Genomic DNA, 18,334 nt, shown 5'->3' with positions numbered 1-18,334 from the left:
GCGAGTAACATCGCGCCCATGACGACGCTCTTCGCGCTGACCGACGACCAGCTCGCGGTGCGGGAGGTGATCCGGGAGATCGCCGGGAAGGAGATCGCGCCGTGGGCCGCCGAATGCGACGAGGACGAGCGGTATCCCGTCGAGGCGCAGAAGGCCCTGACCGCGTCGGGCTTCCACGCGGTGCACATTTCGGAGCAGTACGACGGGCCCGGGGCGGACGCCCTGACCACTCTGCTCGTCATCGAGGAGGTGGCGCGGGTGTGCGCGTCGTCCTCGCTGATCCCGGCGGTCAACAAGCTCGGCTCGATGCCGATCCTGCTGAGCGGATCCGAGGAACTGAAGCAGGCGGTGCTGCCGTCGATCGCCTCCGGTGAGGCGATGATCTCCTACGCGCTGAGCGAGCGGGAGGCCGGCAGCGACGCCGCGGCGATGCGGACCCGGGCGGTGCGCGACGGCGACGAGTGGGTGCTCAACGGCACCAAGTGCTGGATCACCAACGCCGGGGTGAGCAGCTGGTACACCGTGATGGCGGTGACCGAACCCGGGGTCGGGGCCAGGGGGATCTCGGCCTTCGCGGTGCACGCCGACGATCCGGGTTTCGAGGTCGGGGCCAAGGAGCGCAAGCTCGGCATCAAGGGGTCACCGACCCGGGAGATCCACTTCCAGCAGTGCCGGATCCCGTCCTGGCGGATCATCGGCGAGCCGGGCACCGGGTTCCGGACGGCGATGGCGACGCTGGACCACACCCGCCCGACCATCGGTGCGCAGGCCGTCGGCATCGCGCAGGGGGCGCTGGATCTGTCGGTGAGCCACCTGAAGGACCGCCGGCAGTTCGGGAAGTCGCTGTCGGAGTTCCAGGGGCTGCAGTTCATGGTCGCCGACATGGCGATGTCGATCGAGGCGGCCCGGACGCTGGTCTACCAGGCGGCCGCGGCCACCGAGGCCGGTGCGGCGAACGCCACGTTCCTGTCGTCGGCGGCGAAGTGCCTGGCCAGCGACACGGCGATGAAGGTGACGACGGACGCCGTCCAGTTGTTGGGCGGGGCCGGCTACACCCGGGACCTGCCCGCCGAGCGGATGATGCGCGACGCGAAGATCACCCAGATCTACGAGGGCACCAACCAGATCCAGCGCCTGGTGATGGCCCGCTCGTTGCTGCGCTGACCGCGGTCCCACCGCTTCCCGCGGCGTTGCCGCCCTGCCGCAGCCCACGGACGGCCGGGACCGGTGCGCACGTCCCGGCACCGACGTGACGCCGGCCGGCCCCGCGCCCGGCGATCCGTCAACGGCTCGGCTGGGCTCGGCTCGGCTGACGCTCAGCCCAACCGGGGCAGGCCCGCCACGTCCACGCCGATCGTCACGTCCGCCTTCTCGACCTCGGCCCGGTGCGCCCAGGCGTCGCCGTCCCCGGCCGGGTCGAGATCGGTCGAGTGGATGACCGACGCCCCGGTGCTCAGCGGGCGCAGCAGCAGGCGGACCACGCCGGGCACGGCGCCGTCGAACGACCACTCTCCCGCCGTCAGCACCCGCTGGCCGGGCACGATCCCGGACGGCGCGGTCATGGCGCCGTGCAGCGTCGCCGCCGGGATCACCGTCGACCCCGACCGCAGCGCCCGTGCCGCCGGTGTCGCCGTCCGCGCGGTGAACCGGTCGGCCTGGCCCAGCACCGAGGACGTGTAGTCGCGCTGGTGCGGCGGCAGCCCGGTCAGCCCCAGCCCGAGGGGATGCCCGCTGACCACGAAGATCTCGTCGCACACGGCGTCCCCGCCGGGCGGCACGAACGCCGCGACCACGTCCGGTCCCTCGGTGTCGGTGACCGACATCCCGGCCCACCAGGCGCCGAGGAGGATTCCGGCGGTCTGCCAGTGCGCCGGCGTCGTCACCAGCACCTCGTCACCGGGGGCCGCACCCAGCTCGTCGAGCAGCAGGCCCGCGACCTTGGACGCCCAGTTGCGCAGCACCGTGCCGGACAGCTCGGTGCGTCCGTCGGCGGTGTAGCCGGTCACCCGGGGCCGGCTGGGGTCGTGGGTCAGCGACGCGAGCGCGGTGTCGATGACCGGGGTGGCCGCCATCAGTTCACGCATCCCGGGGTGGCGGCGTTGATCGGCTCACCGGCGGCGGCCCGGACGAACACCGGCGTGCCGCCGGCGAAGGCGACCCCGCCGGCGCGCAGTCCGGCGGCGTCCGGCGAGTCCAGCCCGACGACCACGAGCACCCGGCCGGCGGTCAGCGAGTCGTCGACCGTGACCTCGCCGTAGCCGAGGTCCTGCCGCAGCAGGGCCGCGGCGGCGGCATCGGCGCTGGACGCGGAGATGGTGGTGGTGGCCTGCTGCTCGTCGGCGGTGGTCCCGGGGAACTGGCTGACCTCGCCCGCCCCCCAGCCCATCGACGTCAGTCCCTCCGAGGTGCCGGCGGCCAGACCACCGGTGACGGTGGCGTTCTGGACGTCGACGGTGACCGCGGAGCGGTCCACCGCGGCGTCGGAGGTCTCGGTCCCCGAGGCCGGCGCGGTGCCGGCGGCGGCGTCCGGGTCCTCGATGGTGGCGAACAGCTGCCGGATCTCGGCGACGTCGATGTGCAGTGCGTCCGAGCTGGTGGACTGCTCGGGGCCGTGCGTCGGGATGGTCTCGAAGGTGATGTTGCCGGAGCTGATGGACGACATCTGCTCGGCCAGTTCCAGCAGGTTGAAGCCGTCGCTGAGCACGATGGAGCGGTTGGCCGCCTCCACCAGCGACGCCAGCGTCGCCGGATTGCTCAGGGTCCCGACCGACAGCACCTTGGAGATCGCCCCCGACAGGAACGCCTGCTGACGGGTGACCCGGTCGAGGTCCCCGTTGGGCAGTCCGTGCCGCTGCCGCACGAACGACAGTGCGGCGGTGCCCTGCACCTCCTGCGGGCCGGCGTCGAACACCGCGCCGGAGAAGGGGTCGTCCACCGGTGCGACCAGGCAGACCGGCACCCCGCCGATCGCGTTGGACAGCAGGTAGAAACCGAACAGGTTGATCTCGGCGTAGTGGTCGATGTGGGTTCCGGTGACGCCCTCGAGCACGCTGATCAGCATCTTGCGGCCGGCGTTGCTCGAATCACGCTCTATGGTGGCCGGGTCGCTGCCGCCCGCGGCGACGAGCCGCTCCTGGGTGTAGAACTTCGCGCTGCCGTAGAAGGAGTTGACCTTGTTGGCGGCGTAGGGCACGAGCTCGTCGCCGTCGTTCGACGGGCCGGGGGGCGGGTTCTCGATCCACGAGTCCCGGGGGATCGACACCGCGGTGGCCTGACCGCCGCCGGCCGGGATGTGGATGAGCATCATGGTGTCGGTGCTGGTCCCGCCGCCGTCGGCCTCGGTGGCGACGGCCCGCAGCTCCTCGTCGGACAGCGGGTTGCCCTCGGCGTCCACCCGGGCGTCGGAACCGACGAGCAGGATCGTGGTGCCCGTGCAGGCGAAGCCGCCCGCGCAGTCGGAGATGATGCCCTCGGCCTGCTGACCGGCGCTGTCGGACACGAACGACACGAAGCCCGAGCCGAGCAGCGTCAGCAGCGACAGCACCCCGGCGACGAGCCGGCCGATCCACAGCTTGCGGCGCCAGCGGTCGCGGGCGGTGTCGGCCTCGGCCGGCGGGGTCGCCCGGACGGGCTCGCGCAGGGCGGCGGGTGCGGCCGGCCGCTGGCGGGGGACGCCGGACGGTCGGTCGACGGGCGGGACCGGGGCGGCGGGGCGGCGGTCGTGCTCGGGGAGGAAGGCCCGGGTGGCGGGCGGGCGCCCGGCGGTCGGTCGTCCCTCGGCGGCGGACCAGGCCCGGGGACCGACCGGCCCGTCAGGGCCGGACCCGTCCGTGCGGTAGCCGTCGGCACGGTAGCCGTCGGGCCGGTATCCGTCGGGCCGGTAGCCCTCGGCGCGGTACCCGTCGGGGCCGCGGTCGCCGGCGGGGCGGTAGCCGTCAGGGCGGTACCGGTCGCGCCGGTAGCCGTCGATGTTGTCGCGGTCGCGGTCGCGGTCGCGGTCGGAGCGGTTGCCGTCGGCGCCGGAGCGGTCGGGGCCGTCTCCACCGAGGGCTGAGCCGCCCGGGCGGTGAGGCTGCGGGGACCAGCCGTCGGGCCGGGCCGGATCCGCCCGGAATCCGTCGGGGGTGCGGCGGTGGCCGTCGGGCGTACGGGCGCCGTGGTGGTCGGGGTTGTCGGGTCGCCGGCGCTCGCCCGCGTCGCCGGACCGGACCGGCCGGCCGGAGTCCGCCGGCCAGGGTGCGCGGCCGGTCTCGCCGCGGCGGGCGCTGCGGTCGGACCCGCCGGGACGCGTGCCGGTGGCGTCGTCCAGCGGGCGCCGCGGCGGCACGATCGGCTCCCCGCCGGTGCGGGGAGCGCCGGCGCTGGGACCGTACCGGCGCGGTCCCCGCGGCGGGGGGCCGTCCTGGCGATCGGTCATGGTGGGGGTCTCCTCGGATCTCGGGTCCGTTGCCGGGCGTGGTGCCCGTGCCGTTCCCGGCGTGTGGACGCCTGTCGCACCCCGCGGGTTGTCTCACCGGGGCCGTGGCGTGTCGGCTTCCCCGACGACACGCTGCGCCCGTCCGAGCGTCGCACGGGTCCCAGGCTAGCCGCGCCCGGCCGTACCGGCCCGCAACGCCACGGCGGTGCTGGACCCTGGACCCCACGGCCGTGCCGGGCCGTCGACGCCCCGCCCGGGCCGTCGACGCCCCGCCCGTGCCGGGCCGTCGACGCCACGCCTGTGCCGTGCCGGGGACGCCACGTCCGTGCCGGCCCTGGACGCCCCGGGCCGGCCGGGGACGCCCACTCCGGGCCGGGGACGCCACGGCCGCACTGGACCGTGGACACCACGGCCGTGCCGGGCCCTGGACGCCCCGGCCGTGCCGTGCCGGGGACGCCACGCCCGTGCGGCCGGCGGGCGGACGTTCCCGAGGGCCGTCGACACGCGGCACACGGGTCCGGTGCGCGGGATGGAAACGCTCTGTGACCTTCGCCGGTACGGATTGTCAGCGTTCGCCGGGGGCGGTACGGCAGAATGACTGCCCATGCGCATTCTCGTCACCGGCGGTGCCGGCTTCATCGGTTCGGCGTTCGTCCGCAACCTCCTGTCCGACCAGTACCCGGGACTGGAGGGTGCGCAGGTCACGGTGCTCGACAAGCTCACGTACGCCGGCAACCTGGCCAACCTCGCTCCGGTCGCCGATTCCGACCGCTACAGCTTCGTGCAGGGCGACATCTGCGACGCGGCCGTGGTGGCCGAGCTGGTCAAGGCCAGTGACGCGGTGGTGCACTTCGCCGCGGAGTCCCACGTCGACCGGTCGATCTACGGCGGCGCCGACTTCGTGCTGACCAACGTGCTCGGCACGCAGACGCTGCTGCAGGCGGCCCTGGACGCCGACCTCACCAAGTTCGTGCACGTCTCCACCGACGAGGTCTACGGCTCGATCAGCGAGGGTTCCTGGACCGAGGACTGGCCGTTGCAGCCGAACTCGCCGTACTCGGCGTCCAAGGCGTCGTCGGACCTCGTCGCCCAGGCCTACGCCAAGACCCACAAGCTGCCCGTCTGCATCACCCGCTGCTCGAACAACTACGGCTACTACCAGTTCCCCGAGAAGGTCATCCCGCTGTTCGTCACCAACCTCATCGACGGCGGCACGGTACCGCTGTACGGCGACGGCTCCAACATCCGCGACTGGCTGCACGTGGACGACCACTGCCGTGGCATCGCTCTGGTGCTGGCCGGCGGCCGGCCGGGGGAGACCTACAACATCGGCGGCGGCACCGAGCTGACCAACAAGGAACTCACCGGACTGCTGCTGCAGGCCACCGGACGTGACTGGGACGCGGTCGTCCCCGTCGAGGACCGCAAGGGCCACGATCTGCGCTACTCCGTCGACATCGGCAAGATCAGCACGGAGCTCGGCTACGCGCCGCAGGTGCCGTTCGACCGGGGCCTGGCCGAGACCGTCGAGTGGTACCGCACCAACCGCGACTGGTGGGAGCCGCTCAAGGTGCGCTCCGCCCTCGACCGCACCTCCTGACCGGGGCGACGATGACCGCCCTGCTCGTCACCGGCGCGTTCGGCCAGCTGGGCTCGGACGTGCGGGCGGTCGCGGCCGCCGCCGGGGTGCCCGTGGTCGCCCACGGCTCGCGCGATCTCGACATCACCGACGGCGCGGCGGTCTCCGCGGCCGTCGCCGCCTTCGCCGCGGCCCATCCGGGCGGGGTGGTGGTGAACGCCGCCGCCTACACCGCGGTCGACGACGCCGAGACCCATCCGGACGCCGCCTACGCGGTCAACGCCACCGGGCCGGGGCTGCTGGCCGCGGCGGCGGCCGCGGCCGGCCTCGGGTTGATCCACGTCTCGACCGACTACGTCTTCCCCGGTGACGCGACGGTGCCCTACGAGCCGTCCGACCCGACGGGACCGACCTCGGTGTACGGGGCCAGCAAGCTGGCCGGTGAGCAGGCGGTCCTGGCGGCGCACCCCGCGGCGCACGTGGTCCGTACCGCCTGGGTCTACGGCGCGACCGGGGCCAATTTCGTGAAGACGATGTGCCGCCTGGAGTCGAGTCGGCCGACGGTGTCGGTGGTCAACGACCAGGTCGGGTCGCCGACGTGGTCGGTGGACCTGGCGACCGGACTGCTGGAGCTGGCCCGGGCCGAGGTGGCCGGCGGTGTCCTGCACTGCACCAACGCGGGCGCGACGACGTGGTTCGACTTCACCCGGGCGATCTTCGCCGAGATCGGTGCCGACCCGGAGCGGGTGCACCCGACGAGCTCGGCCGACTTCCGCCGCCCCGCCCCGCGGCCGGCGTACTCGGTGTTGTCCGGCCGGTCCTGGGCGGCGGCCGGGCTGACTCCGCTCCGCCCGTGGCCGGAGGCCCTGCACGAGGCGTTCGCCGCGGTCGGCGACGCGCTGCGTCCGGCGGCGGCCGTGGCGGCCGAGCCGCGCTGAGCCGTGGTGGCCCGGTCAGGCGGTCGTCGGTGCCTCCGGCGACGGTGATCCGGTGGGAAACAACCTGAACGCCGGGTAACTGTCACTGTCGGTGACGATCTGGCGGTGGCCGCCGGGAACGCGGTCGGAAGGGGCCGAAATCCGGACCGGATCGGGCGATGTCACTCAACGCAATATCTCCCCTACAGTGAGTGACATCAGCTGGTGGGTCCCGCCAGTACATCCGCTTCTCCTGGAGGGTCGCCCGACCATGTCGCTCGCTGTTGCGCTCATCGCCGATGAGTCCGCCACCACCCGCCGTCCCGTGCCGCGTGTGCTGCATCTGTTGACGGTGCTCGTGGTCGCCCTGACCTGTGCGTTCACCTCGGTCGCCGTGGCGCCGACGGCGTCGGCCGACAACGCGCCGCTGTCGGACTTCGACGCCCGGATGTTGACCCTGGTCAACAACGCGCGCACCGCGGCCGGGCTGCCCGCGCTCAAGCCGGCCGCCGGCCTGGTCAACCTCTCGCTGTTCTGGTCCGACCAGATGGCCAACGGCGTCACCAACGGCGAGCTGAAGCACAACCCCGACGCGTTCAAGCAGACGCTGACCTACGGCGCCTCCAACCGCACCTCGTGGGCGGAGAACGTCGCCAAGTGGACGCCGACCTCCACCTCGGCCGATCAGATCTTCAACGCCTACTGGGCCTCGCCCGGCCACAAGGCCAACATCATGGGCGCCTCCTACCGCTTCGTCGGCATCGCCAGCGTCAGCAACGCCAAGGGCGTCAGCTACAACACGATGACCTTCACCGACAAGGCCGACAACGCCGGCACCAGCTGGGCCAAGAACCGTTACAGCAACACCATCTACGCGGTCAACGGCACCTCCCGCCACGGTGTGAGCTACGACGAGTGGGCCACCGCCGGCTTCCCGTCGCCCGGCGGCACGAACACCGAGTACGTCAAGTACCCGTGGGCCGACGCCGTCTACGCGGTGACGTTCTGGCCGGGGACCTGGGAGTGGGACAAGATGGACTTCGCCGAGTGGTCCAGGGCCGGCTACCCGACGCCGCGCACCGCCGGCTGGATCGAGGGCTCGACCATCTGGAAGTACCGCAACGCCGCCGAGATCTACATCACCGATCCGGACGGTCTGCAGCACGCCCTCACCTACGCCGAGTGGGCCGCGACCAACTTCATGGCTCCGACCGTCCGCTGACGACCGGTCGTCCGACCCGCAGGACAGCTGCGCCCCACCGCTCGACGAGCGGTGGGGCGCAGTCGCGTCCGGGGTACGGGACCGGCACGGGTCCCGCGGGGTCACTCCGGGGTGGTGGCGATGACCGCGTACTCCTGCGGCCCGAAGAGCACCTCGTTGAGCCGCTCGGAGTTCTCGTTGACGGTGCGCAGCCACGCGGGGCCGTCGGCGTCGCGGATCGTCTCCAACTGGTAGGACGTCGCCGGCGAGTAGAACTCCAGCCGGACCTGCCGGAACCCGGCCGTCTCGCACAGGAACGCCAGCAGCGACGGGTGCAGCGGCCGGACGTGGGTCGGATCCAGGATGTAGGAGTTCCCCAGCACGATCAGCGACGCGGGGTTGGGCGTCTCGGCGATGAACACCCCGCCCGGCTTGAGCTTGCGCGCCGACAGCTCCAGGAACCGGATCAGCACGTCCAGTTCGAGGTGCTCGGCCAGGTGCGCGGAGAACACCGACCCGAGGCTGTGGTCGTCGGCGGCCTCCAGGAAGGCGACGACGTCGGTGTGCCGGACGTCCAACCCGCGCGCCCGGGCCTCGGCGACCATGCCCGAGTCGGTGTCCACCCCGATGCACTCGATGCCGTCGCCCTGCAACGCCTCGAGCAGCTCCGCACGCCCGCAACCGACGTCCACCACCGGCGGGTGGGCGGCGAGAAGCGCGTGGTAGCGGTCGGCCTGCATGCCGATGATGGTCTCCGGGTCGCCCCGGAAGCGGCGCTCGAAGGCGACGTAGTTGAACAGCTCGGACGCCACCCCCGGACCACCGGTCGGCACCGACGCGGGCGTTCCCGCCGCCGTCGGGACCTCGACGGCGCCCGGTCCCTCGATCGCGGCGGCGGCCGGAGCGTGCCGCAGCCGCCGCTCGACGCTGTTGATCTGCTCCCGCAGCTCGGCGAACCGGACGGCGGCCCCACCGAGCCCGGCACCGGGTGCGAACGCCATGCCGAGCTCCAGCAGCCGGCGCTCCTGCTCGCGCATCTCGGCGAGCACCTCGTCGACGCGGCCGCTGATCGCGGTCACGTCGTTCTGCATCAGCGAGAAGTTGATCCGGTCGGCGACGGACTGGCCCTGGTCGGCGGTCACCGTGGCGAGCTGGCCGGACAACACGGCCAGGCGCTCCTCCAGCCGGTCGACCGCGGCGCGCACCTCGCCGGTCCGTTCGGCGAGCAGACCCTCGACGACGTCACGCGCCGCCGCGGTCCGCCCGATCCGGTGGATGGCCCGGTCCAGCTGCCGCAGTGCGGTCTCCCGCGCGCGTCGCTTGACCGCCGCGGGACGGGGCAGCGCCCGGCGACGGGGCGGTGCCGGGGCGGCGGGTGCGGCGGGCTCGGGTTCCGGTGCCTCCGGCAGGTCGGGGACGGCCACCAGCGGAGCCGACCGCGGCAGCGCGGCCAGCTCGTCGGTCAACCGGCGGTCGAGCGCGTCCGGGAGCGTCATTGCTCTCCAATCGTCGACGGGAGCATCAGGGACCCGGTCCGCTGCTGCGGGAGGTTCTGGCGGGCGGCCGCCCGGCCTCGGATCGGCGCCCGGGCCGGGGTGCCGAGGTCGTCCAGCACCGCGGCGATCCGGTCGGCCGGCCCCGTGGGCCGCACCGCCGCCCGCTCCACGCGGCGGATCAGGTGCGTCACGCTGAACGCCTCCTCGAACAGCCGGCGACCGGCCCAGCTGAGCCGCGCCGCGGTCGCCATGTCCAGCGCGAGACCCGCGGCCAGCGCGCGCCGCTGTGCGACGTCGGAACCGATCAGCAGGTGTTCGCCGGGAACGGCGCCGACGGCGGCGGCGGTGGCCGGGTCCGTCACGGTCGGAGCGCCCCAGGCCAGCGACTCCAGCACCGCCGAGCGGTCGGCGATGACCGCCGAGGCGCTGACCAGGACGGTGGCGCGGAATTTCGGGTCCACGACGGTGCCGTCCCAGACCAGGCCGTCCGCACCGACCTCGCCGACCACGGTCGCCGGCAGGCCACGGGCCCGGCGGATGCGGTCGCGTGGGTAGGGCGCGTACGGCTTCGCGTCGTCGTGATCGACGAGCGCCGGCCCCATCAGAACCTTCGGGGCCGACGTCGCGCACCGGTCCAGCAGCTTCTGCTCGGCGGCCAGCACCACGTCGGGGTGGCGCAGCTGGTCGGCGTCGGTCTCGTCACCGACGAACCACACCGCCGGGACGTGCCCGGGGACGGCGACCGGGCTGCGGTAGACCAGCATCCAGTCCACCGGACCGGGGTGGCCGCCCATGTTGACGACCGCGGCGTCGCGGCCGATGGCGTAGATCAGCCGGTCCAGCGCGGCCGGGCGGGGTCCGCCCACCGAGAGACCGACGACACGGGGTGCGTTCACGAGGTGAGAGTCTCCACGACGGTCGTCCAGTTCAGGTCCTTCACCCGGCGCCGGCCGGCCTCGCCGAGGCGGGCGGCCCAGTCCTTGTCGGCGGCCAGCCGGTCGAAGGCGGCGCCCATCTGCTCGGGGGAGCCGTCGGTGATGAGGCCGGTCACGCCGTCCTCGACCCACTCGAGCACCCCGCCGGAGTCCGACGAGGTCACCACCGGCTTGCCCGCCTGGAACGCCTGCAGGGTGACGTAGCCGTAGTCCTCGTCCAGCGGTGCGTACGCCACGGCGAGGGCGTTCGCGTAGAGCCGGACCAGCTCCTCGTCGGAGACGAAGCCGGGCATGTCGAGCCGGTCGGCGACGTGCTGGCGCTCGGCGCTGTCGTGCAGCTGCTCCGCGAGGCTGCCGCGGCCGGTGATGACCGCCCGCACACCGGAGTGGGCGAGCCCGTCGACGATGCGGTCGGGGCGCTTGTTGTGCTCGAGCCGGGTGGGGGAGAGCACGTAGTCGCCGAACGGACCGGGCGTGAGCCGGTCGGTCAGCGGAGCCGGGTGGTACAGCGGCCGGCCGGTGAGGCCGTTGTAGCGGGCCAGCCGGTCGGCGACCACCCCGGAGGTGGTGAACAGCTTCGTCGCCTCGGCCAGCGCCCGGCAGTCCCATTCGGTGAGCTGGCGCTGCATCTCGATGGCGTGGTCGTCCAGACCGAAGTCCGACCACTCGGCCTCGGCCGCGTCGTAGGCTCCACGGTGCTGGTGCAGCAGCCAGACGACCTTGTTGGGGTGGGAGACGAAGTAGGACGGGAAGTTCAGCGCGATGACCAGCTCGGCGTCCACCGGGACGGTGCGCCAGGCCAGCGGCGAGTCGAAGATGCGGTCCTTCTCCCAGGCCACCGGCAGCCGGACCAGCTCGGCGTTGTGTCCCGCCTGGATCAGCGCCGCGGTGAGATTGTCCATGTGCATCTCCGCACCGCCGTGCATGAAGGGCTTCTGGGCCCCGCAGACCAGGATGTCCACGCACTCTCCCTGTTCAGCCACCGCGCCGGACGTGCCGGCACCGGTGGTCTCGCGATCGGTCCCGACGTCCCGCCACAGCTCCGGCGGTCGTCGGGGATGGGTACGTCCCCGGTCCGGTGGCGCCTGTTCGGCGTCGGTGAGGACGCCCACACGGACCTTTCGGCGGCCCCGAAGGGCCCGGCCGTGAACCGTCCGCGAAGTATATGCACGCTCCCGTCCCGAGCCCGGGTCCCGCGCGGAGCGGCGCGGCACCCGTCCGGACCGGCCGTTCGCGGCGCTTCCGGCGCACCCGTGACGGGGGATGCGGCATCGGCCGCGCCCCCGCTCGGCTCCCGGTCCGCCGTCGCTGCGTGGTCTAACCTGAGCGGTGATCGTGGGGCCCGCCCCGCGTCCCACCGTCGTGCCCCGCCGTCGATCGGATCCCTGATCGCCGTGGTCGCGCCGCCTCCACACCCGAACGAAAGGCCCGGACGTGAGCTTCCGCCGTCGGCGAGCTGACCGGACACCGGTCCTGCACCACCGCTGCACCACCGTCCGCCGCACCACCGTCCGCCGCACCGCCGGGGCCCGCTGATGGCGGCTCCCGAGCAGACCCGGACGAACCGCTTCGACGCCGTCCCCGAGACCGACGGCCGCAGCCACGGGCACCTGGAGAAGATCAGCGCCCGGCCGACCTTCTTCCGTGGGTTCGGCAAGTCCATCAAGGACATCTGGGCCTTCCGCGAACTGCTCGGCAACCTGGTCAGCAAGGAACTGAAGGTCCGCTACAAGGAGTCCGTCCTCGGGTTCCTGTGGACGCTGGTCCGGCCGCTGATGCAGTTGCTGGTCTACTCCGTCGCCATCGGCATCTTCCTCGGCAGCGGCAAGGTCATCCCCGAGTTCGGCATCTACCTGTTCACCGGCCTGCTCGCCTGGGGTCTGTTCACCGACATCGTCGGTGGCTGCACCGGATCCATCGTCGGCAATGCCGGCCTGGTGAAGAAGGTCTACTTCCCCCGCGAGCTGTTCCCGCTGTCGGTGGTGGGCGCCGCGATCGTCAACTTCCTGCTGCAACTGGTGGTGCTGCTGGGTGCCTACGTGGTCACCGGCGAGTGGCCGCGGGTGGGCGATCTGCTGCTGGTGCCGCTGGCCCTGCTGGCGCTGATCACCTTCGCCACCGCGGTCGGGCTGCTGCTCGCCGCGGCCAACGTCTTCCTCCGCGACGTGCAGCACCTGGTCGAGATCGGCCTGCTGCTGTGGTTCTGGATGACCCCGATCGTCTACGACTGGACCAAGGTCAAGACCCAGCTGGCCGGCACGGTCGCCGAACCCAAGCCCGACACCACCTGGCTGTTCGACGTCTACATGGCCAACCCGATGACCAACGTGGTGCTGGCCTTCCAGCGGGCGCTGTGGCCGGGCGGCCGGCTCCCCGGCGGGGAACCCTTCTACTACGACGGCAACCTCTACCTGCGTCTCGGCGTGACGTTCGCGGTGTCGGCGGTGCTCCTCTTCCTCGCCCAGCGGGTCTTCGCCCGCGCCCAGGGCAATTTCGCGCAGGAGCTCTGACATGGCCGAACCCGTGATCCGCGTCCACGACGTGAGCAAGTTCTTCGCGCTCAACAAGCACAAGTCGCTCAAGGAGCGGCTGGTCAACCGCGGGCAGCAGAAGGCCCACCTCGACGAGTTCTGGGCCCTGAAGGACATCAACTTCGAGGTGCAGCCGGCCACCACGCTGGCGCTGGTCGGGCACAACGGCTCCGGCAAGTCCACGCTGCTCAAGATCATCGGTGGCATCCTGGCGCCGAGCACCGGGTACACCGAGCGCCGCGGCCGGTTGGCCGCGCTGCTCGAGCTGGGCGCCGGCTTCCACGGCGACCTGTCCGGTCGCGAGAACGTCTACCTCAACGCCTCGATCCTGGGGCTGACCCGGGCGCAGACCGACAAGTACTTCGACGCGATCGTGGACTTCTCCGGCATCGAGGAGTTCATCGACACCCAGGTGAAGTTCTACTCGTCGGGCATGTATGTCCGGCTCGCGTTCGCCGTCGCCATCCACGTCGACCCGGAGGTGCTGCTCGTCGACGAGGTGCTGGCCGTCGGTGACGAGCCGTTCCAGCGCAAGTGCCTGGAGAAGATCCGCGACTTCCAGCGCGAGGGCCGGACCATCGTGATGGTCACCCACGGCCTGGACCAGGTCCGGCAGCTGTGCGACCGCGCCATCCTGCTGGAGCACGGCAAGATGCTGATCGACGGCGACCCGGTCGACACCATCCGGATGTTCCGCGAGAAGTACGAACAGGACTACGTCTCCAACGCCGGCGAACCGGTGGACGCCGCGCACGCGCGGCCGGCGGAGATCGTCTCGGTGCAGATCACCGCGCCGGACGGCAGCCCGACCCGGCGCATCGACCCGGGCGACGCGATCACCATCGACGTCACCGTGACCGCACCGCACCCGCTGCCCGAGTGGACGGTGGGCATCGCCATCAACAACGCCAACGAGAACCACGTCTACGGCACCAACACCCACCTCGCCGACGTGGACCTCGGGGGGCTCTCGGGTACCCGGACGGTCCGGTTCGCCATCCCCGAGGTGCCGCTGGTCGAGGGGCAGTACTTCGTCACCGCCGCCGTGCACCCGCCCAAGGGCGCGGAGTGGCACCGGATCGACCGGGCCGCCTACTTCAAGGTCTACAGCCCCACCCGCGAGGACGGGGTCGTCTACCTGCGCCCGCAGATCTCGGTGGTGTCCGGTCGGTGACCGGGGTCGTGGACCGGCCGGTCGGGCCACGCGTCCCGGCCGGGCGGCAGAGCAGCAGGACCGCGGTGGCAACTCGCTGCACGCGCAACACGAGGGAGAGCTGATGTCGGGCGAGATCGATCGCAGGGGGACGCTGGCCTTCGTCCCCGCCCGGTTCGGGGACGAGGTGATCGGCGGCGCGGAGATCGTGCTCAAGCAGATGGCGCTGGGCCTGCAGGCCCGCGGCTGGACGGTCGAGATCCTGACCACCGCGGCGCTGGACCACCACCACTGGGAGAACGTCTTCCCGACCGGGACGTCGGAGGAGGGCGGGCTCACCGTCCGCCGGTTCCCGACCGTCAACGAGCCGATCGCCGAACGCGGCGAGCTCGAGGGGCGCATCATGCGCGGTGAGCCGGTGACCCTGTCGGAGCAGCAGCGCTGGATGAACGCCGGCATGCGGGTCCCGGAGCTGTACGACTACATCCTGGACAACAAGTACGCCTACCGCGGCCTGGTCTTCACCCCGTACCCGTTCTGGGTGACGTTCGCCTGCTCCCAGATCGCGCCCGAGCGCAGCGTGCTGTGGACCTGCCTGCACGACGAGCCCTACGCCTACCTGGACCTGTTCCAGCCGGTGTTCACCGGTTCGGCCGGGCTGTTCTTCCAGACCGACCCGGAGTACGACCTGGCCCGGCGGATCTGCAGCAACCTGGCGCCCAACGCCATCGTCGGCTGCGGCGTCGAGGTGCCCGAGGTCTACGACCCGCACGGCTTCCGCGCCCGCTACGACATCGACAGCCCGTTCCTGCTCTACGCCGGCCGCCGCGAGGGCGGCAAGAACTGGGAGCAGATGCTCGAGTGGTTCGCCGCCGCCTACGAGCGGGCGCCGTTCGACCTGAAGCTGGTGACGATGGGCAGCGGCGACGTCAACCCGCCGGAGTCGATCCGGCACCTGGTGATCGACGTCGGCTTCCTGCCCGACCACGAGCGCGACAACGCCTTCGCCGCGGCCGCCGGCTACGTGCAGTCCAGCATCTACGAGGCGTTCAGCCGCACGATCATGGAAGCCTGGCTGGCCGGCACCCCGGTCATCGCCAACGCCGGTTCCGACGTGGTGTCGTGGCACTGCGAGCGCTCCGACGCCGGCCTGACCTACCGCGACGCCGCCGAGTTCGAGCAGTGCCTGCGCTTCCTCGCCGACGACCCGGCCGGTGCCGCGGCGCTGGGCGCCCGCGGTCGCGACTACGTCCTGGCGCACTACCGCTGGGAGACGGTGCTCGACGCCGTCGAGGCCAAGCTCGTCGAGTGGCTGCCCGCCCCGGCGGACGTACCCGAGCCGACACCGGTCGGTGGCCATCCGGCCGTCGTCGACCCGGCCGATCCGGCCGCCGTGACCGAGACCGCGGGGGTCTGAGCCGTGAAGATCCTGATGGTGACGCCGTATCCGCCGCTGCGCGACGGCATCGCGTCCTACGCGGTGCAGACGGTGATGTCGTTGCGGGCCCAGGGCCACGAGGTGACCGTGTTGTCGCCCGGGCCGTCGGCGGCGCACATGCACCTGAACCTGGTCGGCGCCCGCGGCGCGGCCGCGCTGGCCAAGCGGGTCGGCGGCTACGACCGGGTGATCGTGCAGTTCCACCCCGACTTCTTCTATCCGATCGGCGCGCCCGCCAAGGAGCGCGCGATGATCAGCGCCGCGCTGACCGCGGCGTTCCGGGTGGCGACGTACGTCGAGGTCCGGCTCCACGAGATCGACTACCGCACCGGCCGTGGCCTCTCGCCGGCCGCGGTGGCCACCCGGCTGATGTGGTCGCAGGTCGACGAGATCGTCGTGCACAGCGAGGGCGAGCGGGACGACTTCATCGCCGCCTTCCGGGTCAAGCCCGAGCGGGTCGTGCTGACCGACCACGGCGAGGACTTCCAGCGCTACACCTCGGTGGACAAGGCGGCCGCCCGGCGGACGCTGCGGGTGCCGGCCGACGCGAAGGTGTTCCTGTCGATCGGCTTCATCCAGCCGCACAAGGGCTTCGACCGGGCGGTGACCGCGTTCGGCGAGCTCGCCACCGCCGACGCCCGGCTGTACGTGGTCGGGTCGCTGAGGGTGGACGAGCCCGGCTTCAAGGCCTACCTCGAGACGCTGCGCGAGCAGATCGAGCACACCCCCGGCACCGAACTGCGGGAGGGCTACGTCAGCGACGAGCTGTTCGACCGCTGGATCGTGGCCGCCGACTGCCTGGTGCTGCCGTACCGGGCCATCTGGTCGTCGGGCGTCATCGAGCGGGCCCGGCTGTACGACACCCCCGTCATCGCCACCGACGTCGGCGGTCTGAAGGACCAGGCGGCCAGGAGCACCGACGTGATGATCGTCCGCGACGACGCGGAGCTGGCCGCCGCGATGGCCGCCCGGCTCGCCGGGCGCACCGGTCTGGACGCGCCGAACGGCGTCGTCCCGGCCCGGGTGGTCGACACCTCCGACCTCGGCCGGCCGTGGCCGGCGCCCGGCGAGCGGTTCCGGGAGCGGCTGCAGGCCGAACTGACCGCGCGGGCGTCCATCGTGCGCGGTGGCCCGCTGGGGGCCGTCGACGCGGCCGCGCCCGGCGTCGGCCCCGCGGGAGAGCCGGATGCGCGTGCCCTGGTCGCCAGGTTGACGCCGGTGCCGGCGTTCCTGCTGCCGTCGACCGCGGGCACCGGCGCCCGGTCGTACCTGAAGAAGGTGGTCCGTCGGTTGACCGTGTGGGAGAGCCGCGAGGTCGCCCACCAGCTCAACCTGCAGAAGATCGGCACCGACAAGATGGTCGGCGTGCTCACCGACCAGGTCGCGACCCTGCAGGCCCGGGTGCGTGAACTGGAGTCGGAGGTCCACGCGGGCACCGACACCGACACCGACACCGGCGCGGGAGCCGACGTCGACGCGGGCGCCGGGGCCGGGACGGGCGAGCCGCGCGGGTGAGGGTCGCGGTCGACGTCAACCCGTTGGCCGGCCCGCGGACGGGCATCGGCACCTACCTCGCCCAGCTGCTGGACGAGATCCCCCGGGTGCCGGACCCGCCCGAGCTGATCGGTCTGCAGCTGTCGCTGCGGGCACGCACCCTGCGCCTGCCCGGGGTGGCGGTCCGGCGGGTGCCGGTGCCGGCGATGGCCCTGCACGCGCTGTGGTCGCACACCGCGCAGCCGCCGGTGACCCTGCTGACCGGCAGGGTCGACGTCGTCCACGGACCCAACTTCGTGGCCCCGCCGGCCGGTCGGCGGGCGGCGACGGTGATCACCGTGCACGACCTGACCTACCTGCGCTTCCCGGAGCTGGTGACCGCCGCGTCGCTGCGCTACCGGGAGCTGGTCCCCGCCGCGCTGTCCCGGGGGGCACTGGTGGTGACGCCGTCGGAGACCGTCGCCGGCGAGGTCCGCGACGCCTACGGCCTGCCGGTCGAGCGGGTGCGCCCGACCCTGCTCGGCGTCGGGGCGGACTGGTTCGACGCGCCCGATCCACGGCCCGCGCGGCCGCCGGAGCTCGCCGACGACTACCTGTTGTTCGTCGGCTCGCGGGAGCCCCGGAAGAACCTGTCCTGGCTGCTCGCCGCGTACCGGCAGGCGGCGGCCGCCGGGCACGACGTGCCGCAGCTGGCGCTGGTCGGCCCGCAGGGCTGGGGCCCCGACGAGCTCCCGGCCGCCGGGGACCGGCCACCGGTGCTGCTCGGCTACCGCGGCGGTGCCGAGCTGCGCGCCCTGGTCGCCGGGGCGCGGGCGATGGTCTGCCCGGCCTGCTACGAGGGCTTCGGACTGACCCCGCTGGAGGCGCTCGCCGCCGGCACGCCGGTCATCGCCAGCGACATCGCGGTGCACCGCGAGGTGCTCGGGACGACGGCGACCTTCGTCACCCTGGACGACGTCGACGCGTTGGCCGCCGCGCTCGCCGACCCGCCGCCGCGGACGCCCGAACAGCGCGAGCACGGGCGGGACCGCGCCGCGGGCTTCACCTGGGCCGGTACCGCCGCCGCGACCGTCGCCGCCTACCGGGCGGCGCTGGCCGCCCGGTGACGGGCTCCCCGGCGAGGCAGGGTGCGCCGGGACGGTGAGCAGGCCAGACTGGACAGCGCCCGACCGG

At 72.8% G+C, this 18,334-nt stretch carries 14 protein-coding genes; 9 read left to right on the top strand and 5 right to left on the bottom strand.

Features of this window, described 5'->3' with window-relative positions; genetic code table 11:
* The first annotated feature begins 18 nt into the window (after positions 1–18).
* Positions 19–1,164: an acyl-CoA dehydrogenase family protein gene (locus DB033_RS08910; protein WP_111766360.1), complete on the top strand. Its 1,146-nt coding sequence runs from the start codon at positions 19–21 to the stop codon at positions 1,162–1,164.
* A 152-nt stretch (positions 1,165–1,316) separates the two neighbouring features.
* Here DB033_RS08910 and DB033_RS08905 read toward each other — a convergent pair whose 3' ends face one another.
* Together DB033_RS08905 and DB033_RS08900 are read right to left on the bottom strand one after the other, a co-directional pair.
* Positions 1,317–2,084: a TIGR03089 family protein gene (locus DB033_RS08905; protein WP_157970595.1), complete on the bottom strand. Its 768-nt coding sequence runs from the start codon at positions 2,082–2,084 to the stop codon at positions 1,317–1,319.
* A complete protein-coding gene (locus tag DB033_RS08900; protein ID WP_111766358.1) occupies positions 2,072–4,417 on the bottom strand; it encodes an LCP family protein in 2,346 nt (781 codons plus the stop codon). Before DB033_RS08900 ends, DB033_RS08905 begins: the two co-directional genes overlap by 13 nt.
* A gap of 604 nt (positions 4,418–5,021) precedes the next feature.
* Here DB033_RS08900 and rfbB point away from each other — a divergent pair.
* The 3 genes from rfbB (at position 5,022) to DB033_RS08885 (ending at position 8,135) form a co-directional block, all read left to right on the top strand.
* A complete protein-coding gene (gene rfbB / locus DB033_RS08895; protein ID WP_111766357.1) occupies positions 5,022–6,017 on the top strand; it encodes a dTDP-glucose 4,6-dehydratase in 996 nt (331 codons plus the stop codon).
* An 11-nt stretch (positions 6,018–6,028) separates the two neighbouring features.
* Positions 6,029–6,934, top strand: coding sequence for a dTDP-4-dehydrorhamnose reductase (gene rfbD / locus DB033_RS08890; RefSeq protein WP_111766356.1), 906 nt, complete (start codon positions 6,029–6,031; stop codon positions 6,932–6,934).
* A 250-nt stretch (positions 6,935–7,184) separates the two neighbouring features.
* Positions 7,185–8,135, top strand: a complete 951-nt coding sequence (locus DB033_RS08885) for a CAP domain-containing protein (protein WP_111766355.1) — start codon at positions 7,185–7,187, stop codon at positions 8,133–8,135.
* Positions 8,136–8,236: 101 nt separating this feature from the next.
* On the opposite strand, the gene DB033_RS08880 is transcribed toward DB033_RS08885, so the two are convergent.
* From DB033_RS08880 to DB033_RS08865, 3 genes are read right to left on the bottom strand one after another with little or no spacing between them, the layout of a single operon-like run.
* Complete coding sequence (locus tag DB033_RS08880) at positions 8,237–9,610, bottom strand: class I SAM-dependent methyltransferase (protein ID WP_157970594.1); 1,374 nt, start codon at positions 9,608–9,610, stop codon at positions 8,237–8,239.
* Positions 9,607–10,506: a hypothetical protein gene (locus DB033_RS08870; RefSeq protein WP_111766352.1), complete on the bottom strand. Its 900-nt coding sequence runs from the start codon at positions 10,504–10,506 to the stop codon at positions 9,607–9,609. The genes DB033_RS08880 and DB033_RS08870 overlap by 4 nt, the downstream gene beginning before the upstream one ends.
* The gene (locus DB033_RS08865; RefSeq protein WP_157970593.1) at positions 10,503–11,507 is read right to left on the bottom strand and encodes a glycosyltransferase family 4 protein; all 1,005 of its coding nucleotides are present in this window, start codon (positions 11,505–11,507) and stop codon (positions 10,503–10,505) included. The genes DB033_RS08870 and DB033_RS08865 overlap by 4 nt, the downstream gene beginning before the upstream one ends.
* Positions 11,508–12,080: 573 nt before the next feature.
* Between DB033_RS08865 and DB033_RS08860 the strand changes: the two genes are divergently transcribed.
* The 5 genes from DB033_RS08860 to DB033_RS08840 all read left to right on the top strand — a co-directional run bounded on the left by DB033_RS08860 (position 12,081) and on the right by DB033_RS08840 (position 18,267).
* Complete coding sequence (locus DB033_RS08860; protein WP_111766350.1) at positions 12,081–13,055, top strand: ABC transporter permease; 975 nt, start codon at positions 12,081–12,083, stop codon at positions 13,053–13,055.
* Position 13,056: 1 nt separating this feature from the next.
* Positions 13,057–14,250 (top strand): ABC transporter ATP-binding protein, encoded by a 1,194-nt coding sequence (locus tag DB033_RS08855; RefSeq protein WP_111766349.1) that lies wholly within the window; start codon positions 13,057–13,059, stop codon positions 14,248–14,250.
* A gap of 103 nt (positions 14,251–14,353) precedes the next feature.
* Positions 14,354–15,646 (top strand): glycosyltransferase family 4 protein, encoded by a 1,293-nt coding sequence (locus tag DB033_RS08850; RefSeq protein WP_111766348.1) that lies wholly within the window; start codon positions 14,354–14,356, stop codon positions 15,644–15,646.
* A 3-nt stretch (positions 15,647–15,649) separates the two neighbouring features.
* Positions 15,650–17,182, top strand: coding sequence for a glycosyltransferase family 4 protein (locus DB033_RS08845; RefSeq protein ID WP_111766347.1), 1,533 nt, complete (start codon positions 15,650–15,652; stop codon positions 17,180–17,182).
* Entirely contained in the window at positions 17,179–18,267 is a 1,089-nt protein-coding gene (locus DB033_RS08840) for a glycosyltransferase family 4 protein (protein WP_111766346.1), read from the top strand. The genes DB033_RS08845 and DB033_RS08840 overlap by 4 nt, the downstream gene beginning before the upstream one ends.
* The last annotated feature ends 67 nt before the right edge of the window (positions 18,268–18,334 follow it).

Source organism: Nakamurella deserti, from assembly GCF_003260015.1.
In the GTDB taxonomy this organism is placed as follows: Bacteria; Actinomycetota; Actinomycetes; order Mycobacteriales; family Nakamurellaceae; genus Nakamurella; species Nakamurella deserti.
This window is presented reverse-complemented; position numbering and strand designations above follow the sequence as displayed.